This is a genomic window from Streptococcus massiliensis DSM 18628 (assembly GCF_000380065.1).
In the GTDB taxonomy this organism is placed as follows: Bacteria; Bacillota; Bacilli; order Lactobacillales; family Streptococcaceae; genus Streptococcus; species Streptococcus massiliensis.
Genome location: NZ_KB904367.1, coordinates 19,665 through 42,459, shown reverse-complemented (window position 1 = coordinate 42,459; position 22,795 = coordinate 19,665). Strand labels below are relative to the sequence as shown.

30 protein-coding genes and 1 pseudogene are annotated in these 22,795 nt (G+C 42.0%); 2 read left to right on the top strand and 29 right to left on the bottom strand.

Features of this window, described 5'->3' with window-relative positions; translation table 11 throughout:
* From A3I3_RS0101695 to A3I3_RS0101675, 5 genes are all read right to left on the bottom strand, one after another.
* A partial coding sequence (locus A3I3_RS0101695) for a GH25 family lysozyme (protein WP_018371012.1) occupies positions 1–1,280 on the bottom strand: 1,280 nt, incomplete at its 3' end.
* A 63-nt stretch (positions 1,281–1,343) separates the two neighbouring features.
* Complete coding sequence (gene tpiA / locus A3I3_RS0101690; protein ID WP_018371011.1) at positions 1,344–2,102, bottom strand: triose-phosphate isomerase; 759 nt, start codon at positions 2,100–2,102, stop codon at positions 1,344–1,346.
* 544 nt (positions 2,103–2,646) lie between these two features.
* Positions 2,647–3,189 carry a ribosome hibernation-promoting factor, HPF/YfiA family gene (gene hpf / locus A3I3_RS0101685; protein ID WP_018371010.1) on the bottom strand — a complete coding sequence of 181 codons (543 nt, stop codon included), beginning with the start codon at positions 3,187–3,189 and terminating at the stop codon, positions 2,647–2,649.
* A 75-nt stretch (positions 3,190–3,264) separates the two neighbouring features.
* Positions 3,265–3,927 (bottom strand): ComF family protein, encoded by a 663-nt coding sequence (locus A3I3_RS0101680; protein ID WP_018371009.1) that lies wholly within the window; start codon positions 3,925–3,927, stop codon positions 3,265–3,267.
* Positions 3,924–5,225 (bottom strand): ATP-dependent helicase ComFA, encoded by a 1,302-nt coding sequence (locus tag A3I3_RS0101675; protein ID WP_018371008.1) that lies wholly within the window; start codon positions 5,223–5,225, stop codon positions 3,924–3,926. The genes A3I3_RS0101680 and A3I3_RS0101675 overlap by 4 nt, the downstream gene beginning before the upstream one ends.
* Before the next feature lie 55 nt (positions 5,226–5,280).
* Between A3I3_RS0101675 and A3I3_RS0101670 the strand changes: the two genes are divergently transcribed.
* The gene (locus A3I3_RS0101670; protein WP_018371007.1) at positions 5,281–5,907 is read left to right on the top strand and encodes a YigZ family protein; all 627 of its coding nucleotides are present in this window, start codon (positions 5,281–5,283) and stop codon (positions 5,905–5,907) included.
* Positions 5,908–6,159: 252 nt separating this feature from the next.
* Here A3I3_RS0101670 and A3I3_RS0101665 read toward each other — a convergent pair whose 3' ends face one another.
* The 3 genes from A3I3_RS0101665 to relB form a co-directional block, all read right to left on the bottom strand.
* Entirely contained in the window at positions 6,160–6,972 is an 813-nt protein-coding gene (locus A3I3_RS0101665; RefSeq protein WP_018371006.1) for an HIRAN domain-containing protein, read from the bottom strand.
* 81 nt (positions 6,973–7,053) lie between these two features.
* Positions 7,054–7,329, bottom strand: a complete 276-nt coding sequence (locus tag A3I3_RS0101660; RefSeq protein ID WP_018371005.1) for a type II toxin-antitoxin system RelE family toxin — start codon at positions 7,327–7,329, stop codon at positions 7,054–7,056.
* A complete protein-coding gene (gene relB / locus A3I3_RS0101655) occupies positions 7,322–7,552 on the bottom strand; it encodes a type II toxin-antitoxin system RelB family antitoxin (protein ID WP_018371004.1) in 231 nt (76 codons plus the stop codon). The genes A3I3_RS0101660 and relB overlap by 8 nt, the downstream gene beginning before the upstream one ends.
* A 208-nt stretch (positions 7,553–7,760) precedes the next feature.
* Here relB and cysK point away from each other — a divergent pair, with 208 nt between their 5' ends.
* Entirely contained in the window at positions 7,761–8,690 is a 930-nt protein-coding gene (gene cysK / locus A3I3_RS0101650; protein ID WP_018371003.1) for a cysteine synthase A, read from the top strand.
* A gap of 50 nt (positions 8,691–8,740) precedes the next feature.
* On the opposite strand, the gene A3I3_RS0101645 is transcribed toward cysK, so the two are convergent.
* The 21 genes and pseudogenes from A3I3_RS0101645 to A3I3_RS0101550 all read right to left on the bottom strand — a co-directional run bounded on the left by A3I3_RS0101645 (position 8,741) and on the right by A3I3_RS0101550 (position 22,794).
* A complete protein-coding gene (locus A3I3_RS0101645; RefSeq protein ID WP_018371002.1) occupies positions 8,741–9,148 on the bottom strand; it encodes an NUDIX hydrolase in 408 nt (135 codons plus the stop codon).
* A 10-nt stretch (positions 9,149–9,158) separates the two neighbouring features.
* Positions 9,159–10,697, bottom strand: a complete 1,539-nt coding sequence (locus A3I3_RS0101640) for an ABC-F family ATP-binding cassette domain-containing protein (RefSeq protein ID WP_018371001.1) — start codon at positions 10,695–10,697, stop codon at positions 9,159–9,161.
* 81 nt (positions 10,698–10,778) lie between these two features.
* Positions 10,779–11,087: a DUF898 family protein gene (locus A3I3_RS0101635; protein WP_018371000.1), complete on the bottom strand. Its 309-nt coding sequence runs from the start codon at positions 11,085–11,087 to the stop codon at positions 10,779–10,781.
* 18 nt (positions 11,088–11,105) lie between these two features.
* Positions 11,106–11,798: a 5'-methylthioadenosine/adenosylhomocysteine nucleosidase gene (locus tag A3I3_RS0101630; protein WP_018370999.1), complete on the bottom strand. Its 693-nt coding sequence runs from the start codon at positions 11,796–11,798 to the stop codon at positions 11,106–11,108.
* 11 nt (positions 11,799–11,809) lie between these two features.
* The gene (gene macP / locus A3I3_RS0101625) at positions 11,810–12,133 is read right to left on the bottom strand and encodes a cell wall synthase accessory phosphoprotein MacP (RefSeq protein WP_018370998.1); all 324 of its coding nucleotides are present in this window, start codon (positions 12,131–12,133) and stop codon (positions 11,810–11,812) included.
* A gap of 12 nt (positions 12,134–12,145) precedes the next feature.
* Complete coding sequence (locus A3I3_RS0101620) at positions 12,146–12,700, bottom strand: NUDIX hydrolase (RefSeq protein ID WP_018370997.1); 555 nt, start codon at positions 12,698–12,700, stop codon at positions 12,146–12,148.
* A gap of 46 nt (positions 12,701–12,746) precedes the next feature.
* Positions 12,747–14,126 (bottom strand): bifunctional UDP-N-acetylglucosamine diphosphorylase/glucosamine-1-phosphate N-acetyltransferase GlmU, encoded by a 1,380-nt coding sequence (gene glmU, locus A3I3_RS0101615; RefSeq protein ID WP_018370996.1) that lies wholly within the window; start codon positions 14,124–14,126, stop codon positions 12,747–12,749.
* A gap of 124 nt (positions 14,127–14,250) precedes the next feature.
* Complete coding sequence (locus tag A3I3_RS0101610) at positions 14,251–14,694, bottom strand: ASCH domain-containing protein (RefSeq protein ID WP_018370995.1); 444 nt, start codon at positions 14,692–14,694, stop codon at positions 14,251–14,253.
* 10 nt (positions 14,695–14,704) lie between these two features.
* A complete protein-coding gene (locus tag A3I3_RS0101605; RefSeq protein WP_018370994.1) occupies positions 14,705–15,469 on the bottom strand; it encodes a GNAT family N-acetyltransferase in 765 nt (254 codons plus the stop codon).
* A 43-nt stretch (positions 15,470–15,512) separates the two neighbouring features.
* Positions 15,513–16,211 carry a 3-oxoacyl-ACP reductase gene (locus tag A3I3_RS0101600; RefSeq protein WP_018370993.1) on the bottom strand — a complete coding sequence of 233 codons (699 nt, stop codon included), beginning with the start codon at positions 16,209–16,211 and terminating at the stop codon, positions 15,513–15,515.
* Positions 16,204–16,440, bottom strand: a complete 237-nt coding sequence (locus A3I3_RS0101595) for a DUF2829 domain-containing protein (RefSeq protein ID WP_018370992.1) — start codon at positions 16,438–16,440, stop codon at positions 16,204–16,206. Before A3I3_RS0101595 ends, A3I3_RS0101600 begins: the two co-directional genes overlap by 8 nt.
* 10 nt (positions 16,441–16,450) lie before the next feature.
* Positions 16,451–17,080, bottom strand: coding sequence for an RpiB/LacA/LacB family sugar-phosphate isomerase (locus tag A3I3_RS0101590; protein WP_018370991.1), 630 nt, complete (start codon positions 17,078–17,080; stop codon positions 16,451–16,453).
* A 4-nt stretch (positions 17,081–17,084) separates the two neighbouring features.
* A complete protein-coding gene (locus A3I3_RS0101585; RefSeq protein ID WP_018370990.1) occupies positions 17,085–17,546 on the bottom strand; it encodes a GNAT family N-acetyltransferase in 462 nt (153 codons plus the stop codon).
* Positions 17,543–17,983, bottom strand: coding sequence for a GNAT family N-acetyltransferase (locus A3I3_RS0101580; RefSeq protein WP_018370989.1), 441 nt, complete (start codon positions 17,981–17,983; stop codon positions 17,543–17,545). The genes A3I3_RS0101585 and A3I3_RS0101580 overlap by 4 nt, the downstream gene beginning before the upstream one ends.
* A gap of 106 nt (positions 17,984–18,089) precedes the next feature.
* A pseudogene (locus A3I3_RS10780) lies at positions 18,090–18,218 on the bottom strand (transposase); the annotation flags it as partial.
* 8 nt (positions 18,219–18,226) lie between these two features.
* The gene (locus tag A3I3_RS0101575; protein ID WP_018370988.1) at positions 18,227–18,748 is read right to left on the bottom strand and encodes a YjbQ family protein; all 522 of its coding nucleotides are present in this window, start codon (positions 18,746–18,748) and stop codon (positions 18,227–18,229) included.
* Entirely contained in the window at positions 18,732–19,430 is a 699-nt protein-coding gene (locus A3I3_RS0101570; protein WP_018370987.1) for a triose-phosphate isomerase, read from the bottom strand. Before A3I3_RS0101570 ends, A3I3_RS0101575 begins: the two co-directional genes overlap by 17 nt.
* Positions 19,431–19,433: 3 nt before the next feature.
* Complete coding sequence (locus A3I3_RS0101565; protein ID WP_018370986.1) at positions 19,434–20,264, bottom strand: class II fructose-bisphosphate aldolase; 831 nt, start codon at positions 20,262–20,264, stop codon at positions 19,434–19,436.
* A gap of 11 nt (positions 20,265–20,275) precedes the next feature.
* Positions 20,276–20,917: a class II aldolase/adducin family protein gene (locus A3I3_RS0101560; protein ID WP_018370985.1), complete on the bottom strand. Its 642-nt coding sequence runs from the start codon at positions 20,915–20,917 to the stop codon at positions 20,276–20,278.
* A 4-nt stretch (positions 20,918–20,921) separates the two neighbouring features.
* A complete protein-coding gene (locus tag A3I3_RS0101555; protein ID WP_223873779.1) occupies positions 20,922–21,410 on the bottom strand; it encodes a hypothetical protein in 489 nt (162 codons plus the stop codon).
* 19 nt (positions 21,411–21,429) lie between these two features.
* Complete coding sequence (locus tag A3I3_RS0101550) at positions 21,430–22,794, bottom strand: PTS galactitol transporter subunit IIC (RefSeq protein ID WP_018370983.1); 1,365 nt, start codon at positions 22,792–22,794, stop codon at positions 21,430–21,432.
* Position 22,795 lies beyond the last annotated feature (1 nt).

Sequence of the window (22,795 nt, the reverse complement as noted above, 5' to 3'; positions counted from 1 at the left end):
TCGCCTATTGAATTCTTATGATTACTTGCTTCTACGTGCGCTCGATAAGTACCATCGCTTTGTTTCTCTGCTGTATACCAAAATAAATCATCTTGCCCATTTACAGTAGACCAAGTTGGCACCTTGACAACTTTAACACCACCAGGGTTGGATACATTAGAAACAACAATATCAAAGCTTCCTGTTTTAGAATTATTATTAACTATACTAATTTTTCCTATTACTGGAGTGGTAAACCGTCCAGTGTAGTCCAAACTTTGGTCAAAAACATGTTTACCAACAAGAAGTTGAGCCTGACTAGTAAATTGCCAGCTTGCTGCACCATTATTATAATTCAATTCTTGTGCTTTTGGTACATTCAAATTGCCAGCTGGATATTGAGCCACCCAAAAGTTTTGTAAGCCAAATTTAGATGTTTGGATAGGACCACGGTTGCGAAGATTATTGACATCCAACCAGGCTGCACTAGTATAATAAACCAGATTTGAAAAGCCAAGGCGTTTCATTTCATCAGTCCAAGCCTGTGTATTTGGATTAATATTTCTTTCCATATCATGATCTTCAATATCATTGACCAAAACAGTTGCCGTAGGAAGATTCAATTCCCGAACGCGCTGTGCAAAATACTGAGCTTCTGCACGGGCTTCATTTTCATTTGTATAATGTGAAAAAGCATAGGCAGAAACTTTTAGTCCAGCTTGCTGAGCGTTGCGGATCTGTCCCTGCGCATAAGGATTTTTATAAAAAGTTCCTTCTGTCAATTTGACCACAACACCAGAAACACCTTGACGAGCTAATTCCTTATAATCTGCGACACTAATGTCACCATTGTGACTGCTGACGTCAACAAAACTACCTTTGGCTTCAACTTTACTAGGTTTTGTGACGGTTGAATGGCTATCAAAGAAAGAAGACTCCCCCTTGCTTGATGGGGGTTCTTTTTCAGCAGAACTTGCTCTTGCCTCGTCTTTTTTATCCTTTGTTTCGTCGACACCCTCATTTTTTTGAGGAACTGTTGCGTTTGTTTCAGTTGTTTCAGACGCAGGTTGCTGGCTTTCTTTAGCCGCTGACTTTTGTTCCGAAGGATCTACCGCAGGTGCTGAATAAGTATTCTCAATTGTATGACTAGTCTCCGCCGCTGCTGCTTGCTTGTCTGTTAAAGTCGCGCCGACTGCTGCCTCAGAATTTGTAGTCTCATGCGCATCAGCTAGAACCTGTTGTGCACTTGCTACCATAAGAACTGCTGTACTCGCTAAATAAATTAAATTTCTCTTTTTCATAATCCCCACTCTATAAAAAAGACCTGCCACCACAAAGCAGCAACAAGTCTATTTACTCAACTATTATTTTACAAAATCAAGAAGGGCAAGGAAGCTTTCTGCTTCAAGTGAAGCTCCGCCTACCAAAGCTCCGTCAACGTCTGAACAAGCCATGTAAGCTGCAACGTTTTCAGGTTTTACAGAACCACCATATTGAACGCGAACTTTATCTGCCACATCTTGACCAAAGTCAGCAGCAACTACATCACGGACAGCCTTACACATTTTTTGTGCGTCGTCTTGAGTAGCTGACTTACCAGTACCGATAGCCCAGATTGGCTCATAAGCAATAACAAGTGAAGATACTTGCTCAGCTGACAACCCTTTCAAAGCTGCAGAAACTTGAGCACCTACAAAGTCAACTGCCTTTCCAGCTTCGTAAGTTTCAAGTGATTCACCACAACAAATGATTGGCAACAGTCCATTTCGGAAAATGGCATGTGCTTTTTTATTGATGTCCTCATCTGTTTCATGGAAGTAATCACGACGTTCAGAGTGCCCGATGACAACATAAGGAAGTCCCATTTCAGCTAAAACTTTAGGGCTGTTTTCTCCTGTGAAAGCACCGGCATCTTCAAAATAGCAATTTTGTGCAGCAACTTTCAAATCTGAACCTTTAGCTGCTTCAACAACCACAGCAAGATCCAAAGCAGGGGCTGCGATACCAGCTTCTACAAGCTCAGCTGATGGCAATTTCCCAGCAACAGCAGCAACAAATGCTTTTGCTTCTTCTGGATTTTTGTTCATTTTCCAGTTACCAGCAATAAATGGTTTACGTGACATTTCACATACCTCTTCTCAATTTTATTTACGCCTATAATTATATCACAAGGTTGTACAGAAATAAAGACTTTTCCACAGGATAACCTCTTATTTTTAGGATCTTTACTGTGAAGAATTATTTACTGAACAACCTGTCTGCTTTACATTCCTCCTTCTAAAGTATTCCATTGATAATTCTAACACATGTAGCTTTCTTATCCATTCGTTTTATTTATTATGTCCTTTTTTATCCCTGAAATGGTCGTAAAATGAAAAATGGGAGTAGGACAGAACTACTTCCTGTAAAGAAATAGTTCGTCAGCTTTTTTGTTTCTAGGCTGATGTTTAAACAGTCCACAGGACTGTTTAAATCCCACCCCCGCGATGCCTATTAGGCTTACACAGTCCAGTGGACTGTGTAAGGTTGCGGATAAAACAAACAAAGCTTTTGTCAAAATCCGGAGTTGGTAAAAACGAACGTAGAAGCCAAGAGGCTACCGCGTCTTGCAGATAATCCGAACCAGTTTAAAAGGCTGAGAATTATTATCCCAGCCTCACATATTAATTATTTCACTTCTAAAAGGCCAAAATCGCCATCCTCACGACGGTAAAGAACATGGGTTGCATTATCATCTACATCTGTATAGATGAAGAAGTCATGACCTAAAAGTTCCATTTGCAACAAAGCTTCATCCACATTCATTGGCTTAAGGTCAATTTGTTTTGTACGAACGACCTTAGCTGGATGTTCTTCTACTTCCTCTACCAAAACATCTGTAAAGACTTTTCCAGTTGGACGTTTGATTCGATTTCTCTTTTCAATTTTAGTCTTGTTCTTACGAATTTGACGCTCAATCTTATCAACGACTAAGTCAATAGATCCATACATATCCTGTGACACATCTTCTGCGCGAAGAGTAACTGAACCAAGTGGAATGGTTACTTCAACTTTTGAAGTTTTCTCACGATAAACTTTAAGGTTTACACGCGCATGAAGTTCTTGATCTTCTTGAAAATATTTTTCAATTTTTTCAAGTTTTGAAATAACATAATCACGAATTGCTTCTGTGACTTCAAGGTTTTCGCCGCGGATACTATATTTAATCATATAAGTACCTTCTTTCTAACCATTTTTCTATATTCTTATTATAACGCTTTCATTCTTTTTTTGCAAGAATTTTCCCTACCTTGCTAGAGAGAGGGTCACGACTTCTTTCACACCATTTTCATAAAATAAAGCCTTAGCAAGTTGCAAAGTAGCTCCAGTCGTGTAAATGTCATCTACTAAAAGAATTTTCTCGGCTAATTTTACATTAGATTTCAATGAAAAAGACTGCTTTGTTTTCAATCGGTCTAAACGACTTTTGCTTGACTGGGTACTTGTATCAGATTTTTCAAGCAATTCTGTATAAGGAACCCCCGCTGCCTCTAGAAGACCTGTCACTTGATTAAAACCTCGCTCATGATAACGCTCTTTACTAACCGGAAGCGTGACAATCGTATAGCCCTTGTATTTCTTAAAGGCTTCTTTCAGCTCGCGAGCAAACACCTTACGCAACAGGTAATCTCCTTCAAACTTATAGCGACTGAAATAGCTTTTCATAGCATCATTATAGCAGAATAAGGCATGATGACTTACTTCTTGTCCCTGCTCTTTCCAATACTGACAATCTTTGCAAATTGTTGCTTTCCCTGATTTCCAACATTTTGGACAATGCTGTTCACTGATCAACTCAAAGCTTTCTTTGCAGCTGCTACAAATAGCAGCGTCTTCTGGTTTTAGCAGAAAAAGATGATGAAATGGTAATTTTTGTTGTAACTTTTCTCCACATAAGATACATGTCATCCTAATCCTGCCTCCGCATTCATCATTTTAATTTCTGCAATAGCTTTTTCGATAGCTAAAGTTGTACCCTCGTGAAAGAAAAATAAATCCCCTGTCGGGCGCTCCATACTGCGCCCAACTCGCCCTCCGATTTGAACAAGCGCACTTTTAGAAAAAAGGCGATGATGGGCTTCTACCACAAAAACGTCCACACATGGAAAAGTTATCCCGCGTTCTAAAATAGTTGTACTAACGAGAATGGTCAACTCCTGCTCACGAAAAGCCTGAACAAGCTCTAGGCGATTCTCCGTTTTTGATGAAACAAAACCAATTTTTTCCTCTGGAAAATAGGACATTAGCACCTGAGCTAGTTGCTCTCCTTTAGCAATTTCAGAAGCAAAAATCAACAAAGGAAAACCAGTCTTGCGCTGACGACGAATATAAGTGATGAGTTTTGTGGGAATTTTTCCTTTGAGCAAGAGCTTATCTACACCTGATAGCCAAATTTTCTTGGGTACAACTAAAGCATTTCCGTGAAAACGACGAGGCAGACTTAAACGCTGCAAATCTCCGCGTGCTACCTTTTTGTCCAATTCATCAGTTGAGGTCGCAGTCAGGAAAAAGCGGACGCCCGTTTCTTTCACAGATTGCTCCACTGCATGGTAAAGCATGGCATTATCCACATAAGGAAAAGCATCCACTTCGTCAACGATCAAAAGATCAAAAGCTCGGTAAAACTTGAGTAGTTGATGTGTTGTTGCGACGACAAGGGGGCTACGCTGGTAAGGTTCTGAGTCACCATGCAAAAGAGCTATTGGGCAGGAAAAATCATTTTTGAGCCGTTTAGCTAACTCTAGGCAAACATCAATCCGTGGACTGGCAAGACAGACCGCACCGCCCTGCTCAATCACTCTAGCCACAACTTGGTAAATCATTTCTGTTTTTCCAGCTCCTGTCACAGCATGAACCAAGGTCGGCTGACGATTTTCCCAAGCTTGGAGCAAGCCCTGTGAAACCTGCTCTTGATAAGGCGTTAGCTGCCCTTGCCATGTGAGAGCTGACTCTTTTGAGAAAGGCTGCTGCGGAAAATAATAAAGGGGCTCATCACTGCGAACTCGTCCCAGGAGCAAACATTCTCGGCAATAATAAGAAGCATTGGGTAAGAGCCACTCCGGCTGAGCTAGTGTTCCACAACGTGCGCAAGTCCAGCCTTGTTTGCTTTTGACTATTGCAGGTATGGTCTTTACTTCTGCTAAAAACTCTTTGGGTACTTGCTTTTGGGTCAATAAGCGCCCTAAAAAATCTGCTTTTTCGTTCATACCCTTTTATTCGTAAAATCTTGCTAAAAATTTTCAAACTTAGTAAAATAAAGATATGGAATACAAAACGATAGAAAAAGATGGCTCCGTCCAAGAAGAAATCAAGAAATCTCGCTTTATTTGCCATGTGAAACGTGTCTATACGGAAGAAGAGGCGCGCGATTTTATCACTGCTATCAAAAAAGAGCACTACAAAGCCAACCATAACTGCTCTGCCTTTATCATCGGAGAAAAGAGCCACATTAAGCGAACGAGCGATGACGGCGAGCCTAGTGGTACGGCGGGCGTTCCCATGCTGGGCGTGTTGGAAAATCACGACTTAAGCAATATTTGCGTGGTGGTTACGCGTTATTTTGGTGGCATCAAGCTAGGGGCTGGTGGGCTGATCCGGGCTTATGCAGGTAGCGTGGCGCTTGCTGTCAAGGAACTTGGCATGGTTGAAATCAAGGAGCAAGCTGGTATCGGCCTACTGCTGTCTTACAGCCAGTATCAGGATTTTGCTCATTTTCTCAAGGGGCATGAACTCACTGAGTATGATACTGCTTTTACAGACAAGGTTTCTACCTGCATTTTTGTGGACAAGGAGCGAAAAGCAGCTATCCAAGAGGATTTGACAGAATTTTTCAAGGGTAAAGTGGAACCTGTGGATAAAGGGAACCGGGAAATTGAAGTCAAACTATAAAAAAACCTACTATCTATATAACAAAATGCTTTAAAAACAACTCTTTCCATTATATACAGACAAAATCAAGGCCTTAGAATAAGGTCTTTTCTTGTTTAAAACTTGCATATTGTTACTTTTTACACTTTTATCTTTTCTCTATAATTCCAGCATATCGATTTCTACTTCCCTTTTAATCACATTTTCAGATTTTTGAAAAAAGAGCACAAAAAAAGACCTACCGGTCAAAACCAGTAGGTCAGATAAACTTTATCATTTTATTCGAACAATATTTAAATCTAGGACAACCTTCACTAATTTTTCAGAAGTAAAAATTTTATTATTTCCATAATCCCATCCAATATACTCACCACCATCAAGTTCCGCACGACAAGTATAGCTGAAAAAATCTGGTGAACCCACCCATGCAGATATTTTTATAGCCAATCTTTTAGGAATATAGCCAACTAATTTATCACAAACAAAAATCTGAACAGCATTAGGATCATGAGAATTAGTTGGCTCACATACCAGCTTGACATCATTTGTATATACTGGCATATACTTATATTCTTCACCACCTATCTCTCTAATTTCCTTACGAACCTCACTTTTTGTATATCCACCATATGGCTCCCAATCCTCGTCTTGCAAACTTAGAAATACGGCAGACAGGTTCTTTTGATAATAAGTAGCCCCTTTTCCTTTTATAATTTCATGATAAATAGAATTCCTCTCTCTTTCTTGAATTTGTTGAAATTCCTCTTGAAGTGTCTTTATGTTTTCCATGTTCTCTTTAATTTTTTCCTGATTCCTTTCTACCAAAGATGTACCTTGCCCCTCACTAAAGGTCATTACCCAAAATACAGTAAGTGTCAAAACGAAAAATAAAATTTTAAAAACAACATGACCATTTAACAAAAAGATTACGAGCAAACAAAATAGAAAAAATAGAAAGCAAACTTTCCAAGAGGTTTTTCTATTATCTAAACGACTCTTTATCTCAGTTAATTGAGTAACTACAATCTCATTTTCTTTCTCAGCTCTCTCAAGATTTTCTTTGACAATGCCTATTCTTTTTCTCATATTCGCCTCATTTCTCCCACTCATTATAACTAAAAAAGAGAGCATCTTCAAGACACAAAAAGCACCCGATTGCTCGAATGCTTAAATCTTACGATAAATACTTGAACGATGACCGACATGCAAATTAGTAATGACAAAGTCACCAGCTACAATGTTAGCAATAATTCGGTAATTGGCCACACGGAAGCGCACGTATCCCGCCAGCTCCCCTGTTAAATGTTTACCAGGAGCTGTTGGAAAATCAACATTTACCAAATGTTTATCAATCCATCTGGCAATCTTCCGCTGCGTTCCCTTATCTAGCTTTTCCATATCTTTGAAAAAACTTTCTGCATACTCTACCTGATACTTAGCCATATCGTTTCATCATTTCCTCATGAGTATAGGTTTTCTTTCCACCTGCTAGCCACTTAGCATAAGCACGGTCAGCCATCTCAATATCATACATATCCTCAATTTTTTCTGCAACAGCTTGACGGATAAAGTCTGCTTTAGAAATCTGAGTTAACTCTGAAATTTCATTTAGTGCATCAAGCATTTCAGCATCAAATCGTACAGAAACAGGAGTAATTGTAGCCATGTTTTTGCCTCTCTTGTAGTTTTATTACCTACATTATAACACAATTGTTTTTTTGATACAAGTAATATAAACCACCCTGCGCCTCTAAATACAGTATTATAAAATTGCGATGTGATAGCATTTGCCTATCACCTGTATAGGTTTTTTATATTTTACAAATTTGCTCCTGCGTTTTATACTGTTAGTATTAACTTTTTGAGGTGTAAATATGGCACAAATTTATCATAATATTACTGAACTCATTGGCAATACGCCGATTGTGAAATTGAACAGAATTGTCCCTGAGGGGGCAGCAGAGGTTTATGTCAAACTCGAAGCCTTCAACCCTGGCTCTTCTGTTAAAGATCGGATCGCTCTTGCGATGATTGAGCAAGCTGAAAAAGACGGACTGATCAAACCGGGTGATACCATTGTCGAGCCAACTAGTGGAAATACTGGTATTGGCTTATCATGGGTCGGAGCAGCAAAAGGCTACAAAGTGATCATTGTTATGCCTGAAACGATGAGTGTGGAGCGCCGCAAAATCATTCAGGCTTACGGTGCTGAACTAGTCCTCACTCCTGGTAGTGAAGGAATGAAAGGCGCTATTTCAAAAGCGCAAGAAATCGCAGCAGAACGTAACGGTTGGGTACCATTACAGTTTAGCAATCAAGCAAATCCAAAAATTCACGAAGCAACAACAGGACGTGAAATTTTAGAAGCTTTTGGTCCAACTGGACTTGATGCTTTTGTAGCTGGTGTCGGTACAGGCGGTACTGTAACAGGAGTTTCTCATGCTTTGAAAGCTGCAAATCCTGAAGTTAAGGTGTATGCCGTCGAAGCCGATGAGTCAGCTATTCTTTCTGGTGAAAAAGCTGGACCACACAAAATTCAGGGAATTTCTGCTGGTTTCATTCCTGATACGCTAGATACCAAGTCTTATGATGGTATTTTACGTGTCAAATCTGACGATGCCATCGCCACAGGTCGGATCATTGGTGGTCAAGAAGGCTTCCTTTTGGGAATTTCTGCTGCGGCTGCTGTTCATGCTGCTATTGAGTTAGCAAAAGAACTAGGTTCTGGTAAAAAAGTTCTGGCTTTGGCACCAGATAATGGCGAGCGTTACTTATCTACAACTTTGTATGATTTTGAGGTTTAACCCTTTTAAAACCCGTTTGGTCGTGTAACCAAACGGGTTTTTAGTTTATACTAAGGTAGCTGAGCAAACAACTCCTCCAAATAAGGGACAATTTTCTCCCCTTTCATATCAGATAAATCGCAAATCCAGCGAAATTCTGTATGTTCTTCTGGGTCTAGTACGATGGACCTAGTACGCTCTATATGACCTCGGTAGACTAAGCGAGTGTAAAGTGTGTCTCCGTCCAGATTGCTATCCTCATGCAGAATATCAGATACATAAATCTTTTGCCCAACTTCTTCTAAAGTCTCTCGAATCGCCGTTTGACGGGGCGATTCGTTTAATAGAGCTGTACCACCGGGAATATCCCAATATTCTGGATAGGCATTGAGTTCCCCACGTTTCACTAGACTTCGTTTAATCAGTAAATAGTTGTCTGCCTGTTTGATGAGGGCGTGTGCGATTAACTGAACTGCCATAGAAGCCTCCTTAGCTTAATTCGTTGAAATCCCAGACTTGGCTGACCCAGCCCTCATAAAAATCAGGCTCGTGACAGACCATGAGAATGCTGCCCTTGTAGGCTTGTAGAGCACGTTTGAGCTCGTCTTTGGCGTCCACATCTAGGTGATTGGTCGGCTCATCCAAGACCAGCACATTATTTTCCCGATTCATGAGGAGACAAAGCCTTACCTTAGCTTGCTCCCCACCAGAAAGCACCTGAATTTGGCTTTCGATATGCTTGGAGGTCAGCCCACAGCGAGCTAGCGCCGCACGAACTTCTGCTTGATTGAGAGCTGGAAAAGCATTCCAGACAGCCTCAAGCGGAGTTTGACGCTCGCCCCCTTCTACTTCCTGTTCAAAATAGCCTAATTCCAAATAATCCCCACGCTCCACTTGCCCAGATAAAGCGGGAATCAAGCCCAATAGGCTCTTTAAAAGCGTGGTTTTCCCGATACCGTTGGCACCGATAATAGCGATTTTTTTATTGCGTTCAAAGGTTAGATTGAGCGGCTTGGTCAAAGGTCGGTCATAGCCAATCTGCAAATTCTCAGCCTGAAAAATAAAGCGTCCCGGTGTCCGTGCCATTTTAAAATCAAAGGACGGCTTGGGTTTCTCGCTTTGCAGCTCAATGATGTCCATTTTGTCCAATTTCTTCTGACGGGACATGGCCATATTTCGGGTGGCCACCCGCGCCTTGTTGCGGTTGACAAAGTCCTTCAAATCCGCAATTTCTTTTTGCTGACGCTCATAAGCCGCTTCCAACTGGGCTTTCTTCATGGCATAAACTTCTTGAAATTGCTCATAATCGCCTGTGTAGCGGGTCAAATGTTGATTTTCCACGTGGTAGACGATATTGATGACGTCATTCAAAAAAGGAATATCGTGGGAAATGAGAACGAAGGCATTTTCATAATTCTGCAAATAGCGCTTGAGCCAGTCAATATGCTCGGCGTCCAGATAGTTGGTCGGCTCGTCCAAAAGGAGAATATCCGGCTTTTCAAGCAGGAGCTTAGCCAGCAAAACCTTGGTACGCTGCCCACCCGATAGAGAAGTTACATCGGTCTCCATGCCAAAATCCATAACCCCAAGCGCCCGCGCAACCTCATCAATCTTGGCATCCAGCGTGTAAAAATTACGGCTATCTAAACGGTCTTGCAGCTCGCCCACTTCTTCCATGAGGGCATCGTAGTCTTCGGCTTCCGCCATTTCCAGATAAATCTCGTTCATCCGCGCCTCGGTTTTAAAAAGTTCGTCAAAAGCCGTCCGCAACACATCGCGCACCGACTGCCCTTCTTCCAAAACCGAATGCTGGTCAAGGTAGCCCGCCGTCACATACTTAGACCACTCGACCTTGCCCTCGTCAGGTAGCATCTTGCCCGTCACGATGCTCATAAAGGTCGATTTCCCCTCGCCGTTAGCACCGACCAGCCCGATATGCTCGCCCTTCAAGATCCGAAAAGACACATCCTCAAAAATCGCGCGGTCGCCAAAACCATGGCTCAGATTTTTTACTTCTAAAATACTCATCTCATTTTCCTTACTGTCAAAATTCTTTTAAAATTATACCATGTTTGCAGAAAAAAACACACCTCAAGGGTGTGATGACTTTTAGTTAATCTGGTGGGTATGTTTGGTAATCCACTGAGTGAGCTTAATATTCAGCCAAAAACCATAAATTCCAAGAGTGATAATCGTCAAAAACCACCATTTTATCCAATTTCCAAACAACTGCATAGCTGTCCCGTCAAAATAGAGGCGATGACCGTCAATCACGGTGTGCTTGATTTTCCAATCATACATAATGCACATGCCCCAAGGCGCACAAAAACCAAAAGTAACTGCTGTAATAAGAAAAGCCAGCAAAAAATGCCCGATGTAGCTCAACAAGCCTCCGTCAAAATAACTCTCCCGATACATAAAATTTCTCCTATTCTCCTAAATTAACTCTTTCAAAAGTTCAATCAAGGTTTCTGCCGAGCGCTTACCCGCGTCCACGATAAACTCGTCAAAAGTGATATTGGCGTCGTGGCTGGCTGTATCGCTCATGGCACGGACAACCATGAAAGGCAGCCCGATAGAGTGAGCAGCTTGGGCAATGGCTGCGCCCTCCATTTCAACAGCCAGAACATCTGGAAAGTGCCCCTTAATCTTGTCAATCTTGTCCTGCCCAGCGATAAAACTATCGCCCGTTGCAATCAAACCGATGCGACTGGTTTGATGAGATTTCTCCAGAACTTTTCTCATCTCAGAAACAAAATAGCGACTAGCCTCAAAATAGAGCGGCTGGCGCGACATTTGACCATAATCGTAGCCAAAAACGGTCAAGTCCACATCGTGATAGACCAAGCGGTCAGCGACCACCACATCACCGATATTCAAGCCAGGAGCCACCGCCCCAGCTGAGCCGGTATTGATAATGGCTGTCACCTTAAAATCATTGACCAAAACAGCCACACTCATGGCAGACATGACCTTACCGACGCCGCTCTCAACCAAGACCACTTCGTGGCGACCTAAATTTCCCGTATGGTAGACATGCCCGAGCCGCAGATGCTTCTTGGCATCTTTCAAATGCTCGACGAGAATCTTCAGTTCCTCAGGCATGGCTGCAATAATTCCGATTTTCATAGTCTTCCTTTCTAGAGCCAGATAATGGCCGCAATCAAGATCGCCAGCAAAAGGACAACTACCAGCAAAATTTTATTTAATTTGGCTTGGAAAAGTCCTCTTTTTTCATTTTCAATCCGACGACTTTTGACAACCGACGGCTCCACCTTGATGTGCAAGGTTTCTTGACTGACGGACTGATGATGATTGTTAGGTGAAGCATAACCAAAAGGCGTTGAAGTCGCACTCGTCCTCAAAATCTTGGTTTCCTCGTCATCTGTCAAGGGCGGACCAGAAATGATCTCGCCGCGGTTAGCCCGCTCAATGATTTCGTCTGTTAATAAAGGTTTACCCATGAGCCCACCTTCCTATCTCTTCAAATTTTCCTTCATTTCCCAATATTGAAGGGCGATAATGGTCTTTGCATCACAAATATCACCAGAAGCGACCAGCTTCTTCGCCTCGTCCAAGGTCACTTGATAGAGCTCCAAAGTCTCGTCAGCGTCTTGCTCGCGCGGGTTTTCGACCTTGGTCAAATGGCTGGCGCTGTAGAGCTTGATTTTTTCATTACAAAAGCCGATAGCTGTATAGAAATCATAAACCAAGTCCAAGTCAGCCGTGTAGCCTGTTTCTTCTTCCAACTCGCGCAGGGCAGCAGCCTTGGGATCCGCATTTTCACCGACTTCCAACTTGCCAGCGGGAATTTCGTAGCTCGTTGCTTCAATGGCCTTGCGGTACTGCTTAACCAAGATTAGTTTATTTTCTGGCGTGATAGCAATCACCGCTACCGCTCCATTGTGAAAAATTAACTCGCGCTTGGACTGACCTTTCCCCTCAGGCAACTGGACATCGTCCACCGCCACGCGAATGACCTGTCCAGAAAAGATTTCTGTTCGCTTGATTGTTTTTTCTTCAAATTCCATAGCTTTTTTGAACTAGCTTGCTTGCTGGCAAACCAGCCTCTCCTATTTATTGATTGTTGGGATGATGTGGCAAACGTTTAGCGTAGTCTTCTTTGTTGATTTGACGGCCACGACCAATCGCAATGGCGTCTGCTGGTACATCTTTATTGATCGTAGAGCCCGCAGCGGTCAAGGCATTGTCACCGATAGACAGCGGCGCAATCAAGGTTGAGTTGCTGCCGATGAAGACGTTGTTGCCGACCTCTGTCTTGAACTTGGCCTGCCCGTCGTAATTCACCGTAATCGTACCCGCTCCAAAATTAACGTCTGAGCCAACTTCTGCATTGCCGATGTAAGTCAAGTGTCCCGCCTTGGTATTTTCACCGAGACTTGACCCCTTGACCTCCACGAAGTTACCAATGTGAACGTCCTTGGCCAAATAAGAACCTGGGCGGATATGCGCATAAGGCCCTACCGTCACGCCGTCTGCCAAAGTCGATTTCTCAATCATGGAGCTGGTAATCACCGTATTTTGCCCGATTTCAGAGTCTAGGATGTAAGTCCCATTGGTCAAGCGGCTGGCCGCGCCAATCTTGGTCTTGCCCTTTAGAGTAACATTGGCTTCCAGCTGCACTTCTGGGGCAATTTCAACATCGATTTCGATGTAAGTTGTCTCTGGCGCTTGGAAACTTACGCCATTCACCATGTGAGCCTGGTTGATACGGCGACGCATGACACTCTCAGCCGTTGCCAACGCCACGCGGTCATTAACGCCCAGACTTTCATCAAAGTCCTGCAAGGTGTAAGCGCCAACCTTCTCGCCATTTTCACGGAAAATCGAGATAACATCGGTGATATAGTATTCGCCTTGGGCATTGTCCGTATTGATATTTTTCAGCGCTTCAAAGAGGCGGGCATTGTCAAAGACGTAAGTTCCCGTGTTGATTTCCTTGATTTGCTTTTCAAAGTCCGTAGCGTCCTTTTGCTCGACAATTTTCAAGACTTCGTCGTGCTCATTGCGGACAACGCGTCCGTAACCGAAAGGATTGTCCGCTTCTGCGGTCAAAATGGTCGCAATATTTTTGTGGTTGACATGAAAATCAATCAGATTTTTCAGGCTTTCACCCGTGATAAGCGGCGTGTCCCCAGCAATCACCAAGGTCTGTCCTGTTAAGTCCTGCAAAGCAGGCTCTGCCATCATGACGGCGTGGCCTGTTCCCAGCTGCTCGGTCTGTCTAGCAAAGTCGGTCTGACCTGCCAAAACCTGCTCAACCAGCTCTGCCTTGTGCCCAACGATTGTGACCGTTTTTTGCGGCTCAACAGACTTAACCGCACGTAAAACATGCTCAACCATAGAAATCCCTGCAACTTGATGCAAGACCTTAGGCAAATCAGACTTCATCCGAGTGCCTTTACCAGCCGCTAAAATTATCGCATAATTTGACATAATGTTCCTCAATTTATAAATATAGTTTTGTATCATTATATCATATTTTCACTCTTTTAGCGAAAGAGGTTAAATTCTAAGAAATAAATCCAAAAACAGCCAAAATTTTTTGACTGCTTGCTTATTATTTTACAGGATAAACCCTGCGGAATTCTTCCAAGACAACCTTGCTGTCTTCTGTAAAGGTCAAGCCCGCCTCCTGATGCCACTGGCTAAAGAGCGAGCGGTGAACCTCCCGCCAATAGGACAGGGATTTGTCCCCCTCGCCCTCTTTAAAAGCGTGCTCGGCTGCTACTTGATTGAAAGGCTGGACAGTTACCTTGGTGATTTCTACGATACAAACCGCTTCATCGCGACTGTCCAAGATGACATCAAAAGTCCCGACTTGCGGCAGGGGCTCCCCGTCCACTCCATATAAATCATAGCTTGAGGCTGTGGCTGTCTTTTGACCGCGCAAGACCAAGTCCGCTAGCTTATCGGCCTCCGCGCCAAAAGCCCAAGCGTCTATCTCATCGCCAATTTCTGGATTGATTGCTTTGTATTCCGCCCACATTTGTTGTGCGTTCATAGTTAGCTCCTTACTCATTTGTTATCAGCTCGTAGGCTGGATAAGCTCCTAAACATTGATAACCAAGAAAGTTAGCAATTTTACGCGAAGCGTCATTATGCGCGTCCCACAGAGGAATGGTTCCTCGCTTAGTTGCTTCCAGCAACATTCGCGCTGCCAAAACTTTCGCTAGACCCTGCTTTTGGTAATTATTCTTGGTTGCGATTTCGATTTCAATGGCAGAGCGATAGACCAAGCCCGATGAAACTCCTGCAATCGTTTTTCTATCGTGTAAGAGAAGAAAACCAAAACCACCACAAGCCTCAAATTGAGAAAAATCCTTAAAATCACCTTGCAAATCTTGAGACCAGTCTTCTGCTCCCAAATCTTCATACAGGTCTTGATTGATTGGTCTCAACTCATACTTCTCTGGCAAATCCTGAATCAGTTTTGTCAACTTTGCCTTATCAACATCTATGGTATCAGAAAAAGCAAAGCGCTTAAAGCGCCGCAAGGGAGGCACATTCTCATTCTTATCCAAAAAATCCTGCCAAGCCTTTTCTTCAGAAATAAGGATTTTATTTTCAAGACCATGTTTCTCATAGTATTCGACAAAAAATCGAGCATCAACATCGCCGGCTAAAAAGAGAAAATTTCCTAAAGCATAGAAAACCGTGGTCTCACTCTCATTAAGAAAGAGCTGCCCCAAGCGCGCTTCTAGCCCATAAGAAACCATGTTTTTCTGCCAATCTTTAAAAAATAGAAGATTGTTATCCGTAAACAAAGTAGCGTTCATTTTCTGTCTCCTTTTTCAGATTACCTAAATCACACCAGAAACTTCATTTCAAGCTCCACCCGCCGTCAATTTTGAGGATTTGTCCTTGCATAGCTTGAGCTTTTCCAGAGGCAAGAAAAAGGCTGATTTCTGCTACTTCTTGGGGGGCGAGCCAGCGTTTGATTGGCGTTTCTGCTGCCACCCAGTCAGAGAGACCGCCCGGCTCAAAGTCGGCTGCTGTCATAGCGGTTTTGACAGCGCCCGGTGCCAAGCCAAAGACCTGAATACCCTTGTCTGCATAGTCCAGCGCTACTTGCTTGGTCAAGCCTGCTAGAGCATGCTTGGAAGCCGTGTAGGCAGCACCCCCTCCGCCAGCCAAGTCGCTTGCAATAGAGCACATATTGATGATGATGCCCTCCTTTTTTTCGACCATTTTGGCTAGGTAAAAGCGGGTGATTTTCATGACTGCATGAAGATTGACGGAAAAGAGCTGAGCCCAGTCTTGGTCTGTTGTTTCAAGCAAGGGACGGTAATCGTCCAAGACGCCTGCGGTGTTCAATAGCACATCAACCTGAGGCAGCCAGTCAAAGAGTGGCGTCAAGTCGCCCCTCAAGTCCAACTGTAAAAAGTGGAAATCACCAAGCAAGCTAGGCTGCTCGGACTTGTCCACGCCGTAAACGCGCCAGCCATTTTCCAAAAAAAGCCGCGCCTGCGCCAAGCCAATACCAGAGCTAGCGCCTGTCACCAAAACTGTCCTAGTCATGTACTTCTACCCAGTCAGTCGCGAGCACATCGCAAGGGGTCGGGCTCCACATGGAGAAGCCTTCGCCCTCACCCGTGACGTTGATGAGGAAGTAAGGCGTCACCTCAAGCGCCACGCCATTTTGCTCAATGGTGTCAAAGAGCTGGACATAGTTTTCTGCGCCGCCCCAGCCCGTGCGGACATATTTTTTCTTGGCTTTCAGCCCCGGTAAAATTTCTTCAAATGTCACTTGATTTTCCTCACATTTTTGTTTGTAATTTTTCTACTAATTTTTTGTTTTGCCCATATTTTAATAAATAATCCATTACATTTTTACGCTGTAAAATCTTTAGTAATAGATCTTGTGGAAACTCATCCAATAAATCTAGCCATGTTGACTTTGTTAACTGACTAAGAGATTGTAACAATTGAGTTTCTAAGCATTTTCTCTCTGCATCTTGAGCAGGGTAACCAACACCAAATTCTCCATCAAATAATTTATCCAAAGTATACTGTAAATTTAAATCACCTTGCCAGCCAAAATTAAGTCCCAAAGGAAGTGATGCAACATTTCCACCATTAATACGCCCAAAAAGAAAAGCGTCTTGTGGAGTTGCTACATAGCCACATGTGAGAGCCGGTAGACTATTACAAGCGAGCATCATACCTTGGCCAGAAGAACAGCCAGTTACCACAAAATCAACGGCTTGTGTTTCTATTAAAAGGCTAATCATAATAGCAACTTCTACATAAGAGTACTGACAATCTTCATTTGGAAATATTCCAAAATTAACAATTTCATATTCCCCTTTAGTTGATTTTTTTACCATATCTACAAGAAGTGAATTCATATTTTTTCGAGTTGTAGCTTGAATAACAGCTATTTTCATTTTTTTACTCCATTTCTTTTTTCATTTTGACAAAGAGGTAACTATCGCCATTGGTTTCTTGCGGATAGCGGTCGACAATATCAAAGCTGCTGTTAAGGTAGAGTGCTTGTGCACGCTGGTTGAAATCTGCGACTGATAAAAAGACCGTTTTAGCAGAAAAATGCTCTTTAATGTAGGATAAAATCAATTCTAGAAAAGCCTTTCCTTGCCCTTTGCCACAGTGTTCTGGTTTAAGTCCAAGCCCCAGTTCAAAACTCTCAGGTGCTACTTCTTCCAAGTAGAAAAAGCCATACAAACTTCCATCGCGCAATACTTGATAGTAGCGATTGCCCCGCGCTTCTTCTGAAATCAACTCTGCATAATCTTCAGGGTCAGCTTCCATATTATAAAAAGCATAAATCCCCTCATAGTGCCAGTCATTCGCAATTTCCAGAGCATGCCTCTGGCTTAGCGGTTGAATATTCATTTGCTCTCCTTCCAATTCCAGAAAAAGCGTTTCTGGTCAGCTTTCTCTTGACAGCCGATAGCGCGGTAAAAGGCATGCGCTTCTGTGCGAGCAATTCCTGAGTTGATACGAAGACTGGTGTAGTCAGCTGGGTCAGCAAGTTCACGAAGCGCCTGTATCAAAGCTTTGCCATGTCCCTGCCCTTGAAAATCAGCCCCGACTGCCAACGCCAAAAGATTGAGCAAGGGTGGAAAATAAAGGCAATCGTAAGCTGCCGCGTGAAGGTAGCCCAAAAGCTCGCCCTCTTTTGTCTCTGAAACCAAGATAAAATGGTCGCGCCGCTCTAGCAAAGTCTCCAACTGCTGCCCCATTACTTTTTTATCAATGTCATAACCCAGCACCTTGGTGTTGAGTGCATGAAGCCCTTCTAGGTCTGACAGCCTCGCTCGTCTAATCATCTATTTTCCTCCACTTATCATTATAGCAAAAAACAACCACGAGGGTTGTTTTTTACATTGCAGGAGCTATTTTGTCAATTCGCTAGCAATCCACTCTTTTGCTTTCTTTGAACTGTTTGGTGATCTCTGGCTGACCTTTTTTCTTCACATTTGAGAGGAGGTTTCTACCAATGTGAACCAGACAACGTTGTTGTTTAGCTAGTAGGAAAGCCTGTTGAAGGACTTGGTCTAAGCCGACTTCCCCTACTCCCCAATAACGACAACTTGAACCTTGCGTTTTCTTTCTTGTGTTTGATCAAAATCTGCAAAGTAAACATAACCGGTTGTTCCTAAAGTAAGTTTAGATCCTTTAATAGGAATGGTTACACTCTCACCAATAATCGTCGCCTTAATGTGTGCATCTCCATTAAATAGAAGTGTTCGATCTCCTCCTGGTAGATAATCCTCTGCATTTGGCCAAGACTCAACAGCCCGATAATGCTTTTCTCCAGGATATAGGTAACTATCTTTCGAAGAATGACGTGGTACCAACTTTGTCAACACGCGCTCCAAGTCCACTGACAAGTAATCCACTCCTTGTGAATCTTCATCATGTGTATACTCTTCCAGAAAGACAGCACAGGTTGTATGAGTGGTTGCGACCGTACAAATACCTTCATGAACGCCACTTTGTTGGACGAATTCTCTCACCTCGTTCGTCACATCAATAAAGGATGACTGTCCTTTGAACGACTTTACAACAAATTCATCATAACGAGCTGTCATAATTTTCTCCTTTTATCGCAAGTTCCATGGCCTTCACCATATCGACCAACATCTCTTTTGGATTACCTGCTTTAACAATTCCACTTGTACAACCGGTCCCATCAGCTCCTAAAGAAATAACATTATAAACATCTAATGGATTACTAATGCCTGCTGCTTGCATGATTAAGACATTTGGATCAATCGATTTTATCTCATTAATCGTATCTCTCACATAAGATTCATCGCTAACTTGTCCAGTACCAATTAATTCGGTTGGCTCGCAGAGAAGAATATCTACTCCTAAGGTAGCAACCGCTTTTGCTTCTTCAACCGTGTTAGCACAGACAATGGTGGTTAACCCCAATTCTTTAGAGCGTTTCACAGCTTGTACGAGTTGAGCAAGAGTCAGAGGGTGCTCTGCATGATTCAAAAAGACTGCTCCTGCTCCCGCTTCTTTTAGAGAGTCTGGTAACACTGCTCCCATCCCTCTCCCTGGGTTAATTCCGTCCAAGTGTTGGGCACAGACAGTAATGTTCTCTGTTGCTTCTTTTATTCGATATAAATCCGCATAAGGAGCCGTTACATAGATTTCAAAATCTACTTCTTTTGCGACCTTATCTGCAGTTCTCGCTAGCTCTTCTAGCTCTTTACCATATAAATAGGACTTTGGATTAAAGATAAAAAAATGATTTTTTGACATAGATTACCTCTTATACTCTTTTGTCGCAAACACATTAAAGTAGTGTTCCAGAGTTTCCGACATATTTTTTTCTGCTTCTTTTGAAAAGGCAGTTAACTCTACCTTCTTATCTTGATTTACAGCAGCCACCATAAAGTCCGTAAAGATATTGATCTTAGAAATTCCTTCCGTTGCACAACGATGAAGATTGTTATCTCCTGAGGAAGAACCACCATGAAGTACTAGAGGAACATCTACCTCTTTACTAATCTCATGAAGACGATCAAAACTAATGACTGGAGTTCCTTGGTAGAATCCATGCGCTGTTCCAATTGAGACTGCTAAAGTATCAGTATTTGTTTCTTTAACGAATCGAGCCGCATCTTCCACCTCAGTATAGATAGAATCACTCAAGTCATGATTTTCATAATTTGTACCAGAACCCACATGACCAATTTCAGATTCAACATCTACCCCATAAGAATGAGCCATTTCAACAACTCTTTTTGTTAAGCTAATATTCTCTTCAAAAGGCATAGTCGATGCGTCAATCATGACAGAATTAAATCCTAGTTGAATCGCTTTTTCAATCGTATCGAAATCCTGTCCATGATCTAAGTGAAGAATCACCGATGTACTTGAGTTTTCAGCATAGTATTTCCCAATTAAAGCAGCTTCTTCAAGACTAATCATGTCCATATGAGCTTGAGCGAAAGCTAAAATTAAAGGAAGACCTAGCTTTTCCGCTGTCTTCACATAAGCGCGTGCAGACTCCAGATTAACAAAGTTTGTGGCAGGAACTGCAAAATGATGTTTTTTTGCATACTGTAATAATTCTTTTGATGTAACTAACATGTCCCCTTCTCCTACTTCTGGCCATAATGCGTAAATACTTCAACTGCCTTTTGAATCTGTTCTTCAGATAACTTTGCAATATCTGTATTTAGAGATCTTGCGACAGCAATTGTTTTTGATGCTTCTTCCAAATAAACCGCTGCGTAAAATGCTTCTTTCAAGTCTTTTCCAACGGTTAGAACACCATGGTTTTTTAGAACAACTGCTAGTTTTCCATCAAGATGATCTACAGCCGAAATTCCCATATCAATTGAAGCCGCAGATGCATACGGTGCTACATTTACATGACCTTTTGCAGTATTTGCTAGTGTTGTTAAATCACAATCAATACGATTCGATATTAAACCAAGTGCTGTCGCATAAGGTTGGTGTGTATGAATTACTGCGTTTACTTCAGATAAATGATTATAAATATAGAGAAGTGCTTCTGTATCTACACTTGGTTTTCTTTGACCTTCAACTACTTGTCCATCTTTATTTACCAGACAGATATCACTTGGAACAAGTTCTTCATAGACCATTCCACTTGGTGTTACCAAAAACAAATCATTTCCTAATCTACATGATATATTCCCACCAGATAGGGCAATCAACCCATAGCGATCTAATTTCTTTCCATAATCAATGATTTTCGCTTTTAAATCCTCGTACATGTCATCACACTTTCTTTTTTGTAATCTTGTTGTACTCAGTATTTACTTTTCTTGCGCGTGCTTTTAAGCTATTCGGGTGTTTCTCAAATTCAATATTCAAAAGTTCTCTAAATAATGTCTTAGAATCATTGAAATATTTTGTATCAATCCAAAAACGTCGTGACTTTGTCCCCTTTATTCTGATATACATTTTCCCAGCTGATGGGAACTCTCGAATTTTAAAACTCTCACACTCATCTACTTTAACTTCATGAGTTTTAGACAAGGTTTTAATCTCAAGTCTATTACCATCTAGTTTAATTTCTTTAATATTGACTTGAGACACAAAGGTGTTCCAAACGTTATACCCCGCTATAAAAGCAATAAACAAGAATAACTGTGGGAGAACGTTTTGGCTAACCATAAAGAATGACCAAGCCACAATTAAGACAGTGAAGATTCCTGTTAAAACCACACTGACAAAGTAGCTAAACTTATTATGAACATAAACCATTTTGTTCCCCCGCTTTCTATTATTCACCAGCATGCATCAAAGCAGCTTCTTTCTTAATACGATTTCTGTTCCAAAGTGCAAGTACAACCGCAAAAGCACTACCTACAGCAGTTCCTACATAACCAAGCCCGCTTAGACGAACAAGAATCCAAGTTAGAGGGTTTGCACCGTCACAAATAGAAGAAATCATATTCGCACCTGCAGGCATTTCAAAATTGACGTTTTTAGCTGCTGTTGTAATTAACGGTGCCAAGTCAGTTGCAATATAAAGACCACACACAAGGACAACCAAACCAACAATCAAACCTCTAAATCCATTTTCTTTTACAATTGGGGTAATAAGTACAAACATCCATGGAATAACCGCAAGATCCGCAAATGGAAGTACAGTATTTCCTGGTAATACTACAGCTAAGAAAATCAACAATGGTACAAGCACAAATGAGATCGCAAGAGTTACAGGGTGACCAACACCTACTGCAGAATCAAGTCCAATGTAGATCTTACCGCGATTCTTGAATTTCACTTGAATAAATTCACTCGCAGCATCACTGATTGGAATCAACCCTTCCATCAGAAGGGCCGCCATCTTAGGAATTAATACCAGAACAGCTCCCAAAGAAACTCCCAAAGTTAGAATTCCTTTAAAATCATAACCAGCTAAAACTCCTATAACGAAACCAAGAAGAGTACCTACTAAGATTGGCTCTCCAAACACACCGAAACGACGTTGAACAGTATCCATGTTGATATCAATCTTATTGATTCCAGGAATCTTATCGATAATAGAATTGATAACCAAGGCAATAGGTGCATATGCAGTTGTAAAACCGTGAGGGAGTGAAACACCAGGTAAGGACAAGGATTTTTCAACTTCCGGTGCAGTAATATCACCTAACACCATTACAATAACCATGTTAATGGTTGCGGCAATCACACCAATAACAACATTATTAGTTAGAATCGCAACCAAGGCTCCTGTAAATGCAAAGTGCCAGTAGTCCCAGATATCCACATCTACAGTCTGTGTTGTATTAGTAAGGAGCATGACCATATTAATGACAATACCTAACGGTATGATAATAAGCCCTACTGTTGATCCCATCGCAATCGCAGCGGACGCTGGCCATCCTACATCAATCGTTGATAGAGATAAGCCAAAACGTTTTACCATTTCTTGTACAGCAGGAGACAGACTCACTCCAAGTAGTGAGTTAATAACTAGGTTTAAACCAATAAAACCAACCCCTACAGTAAGACCTGCACGAAGACTTTTCCCAATCCCTGTTTTAAAAGCACAGCCTAATATAAAAATTACAATAGGCATCACCACACTTACTCCCAATCCTTGAATAAACTGGAAGACATCAAGTAAACCTTTCATA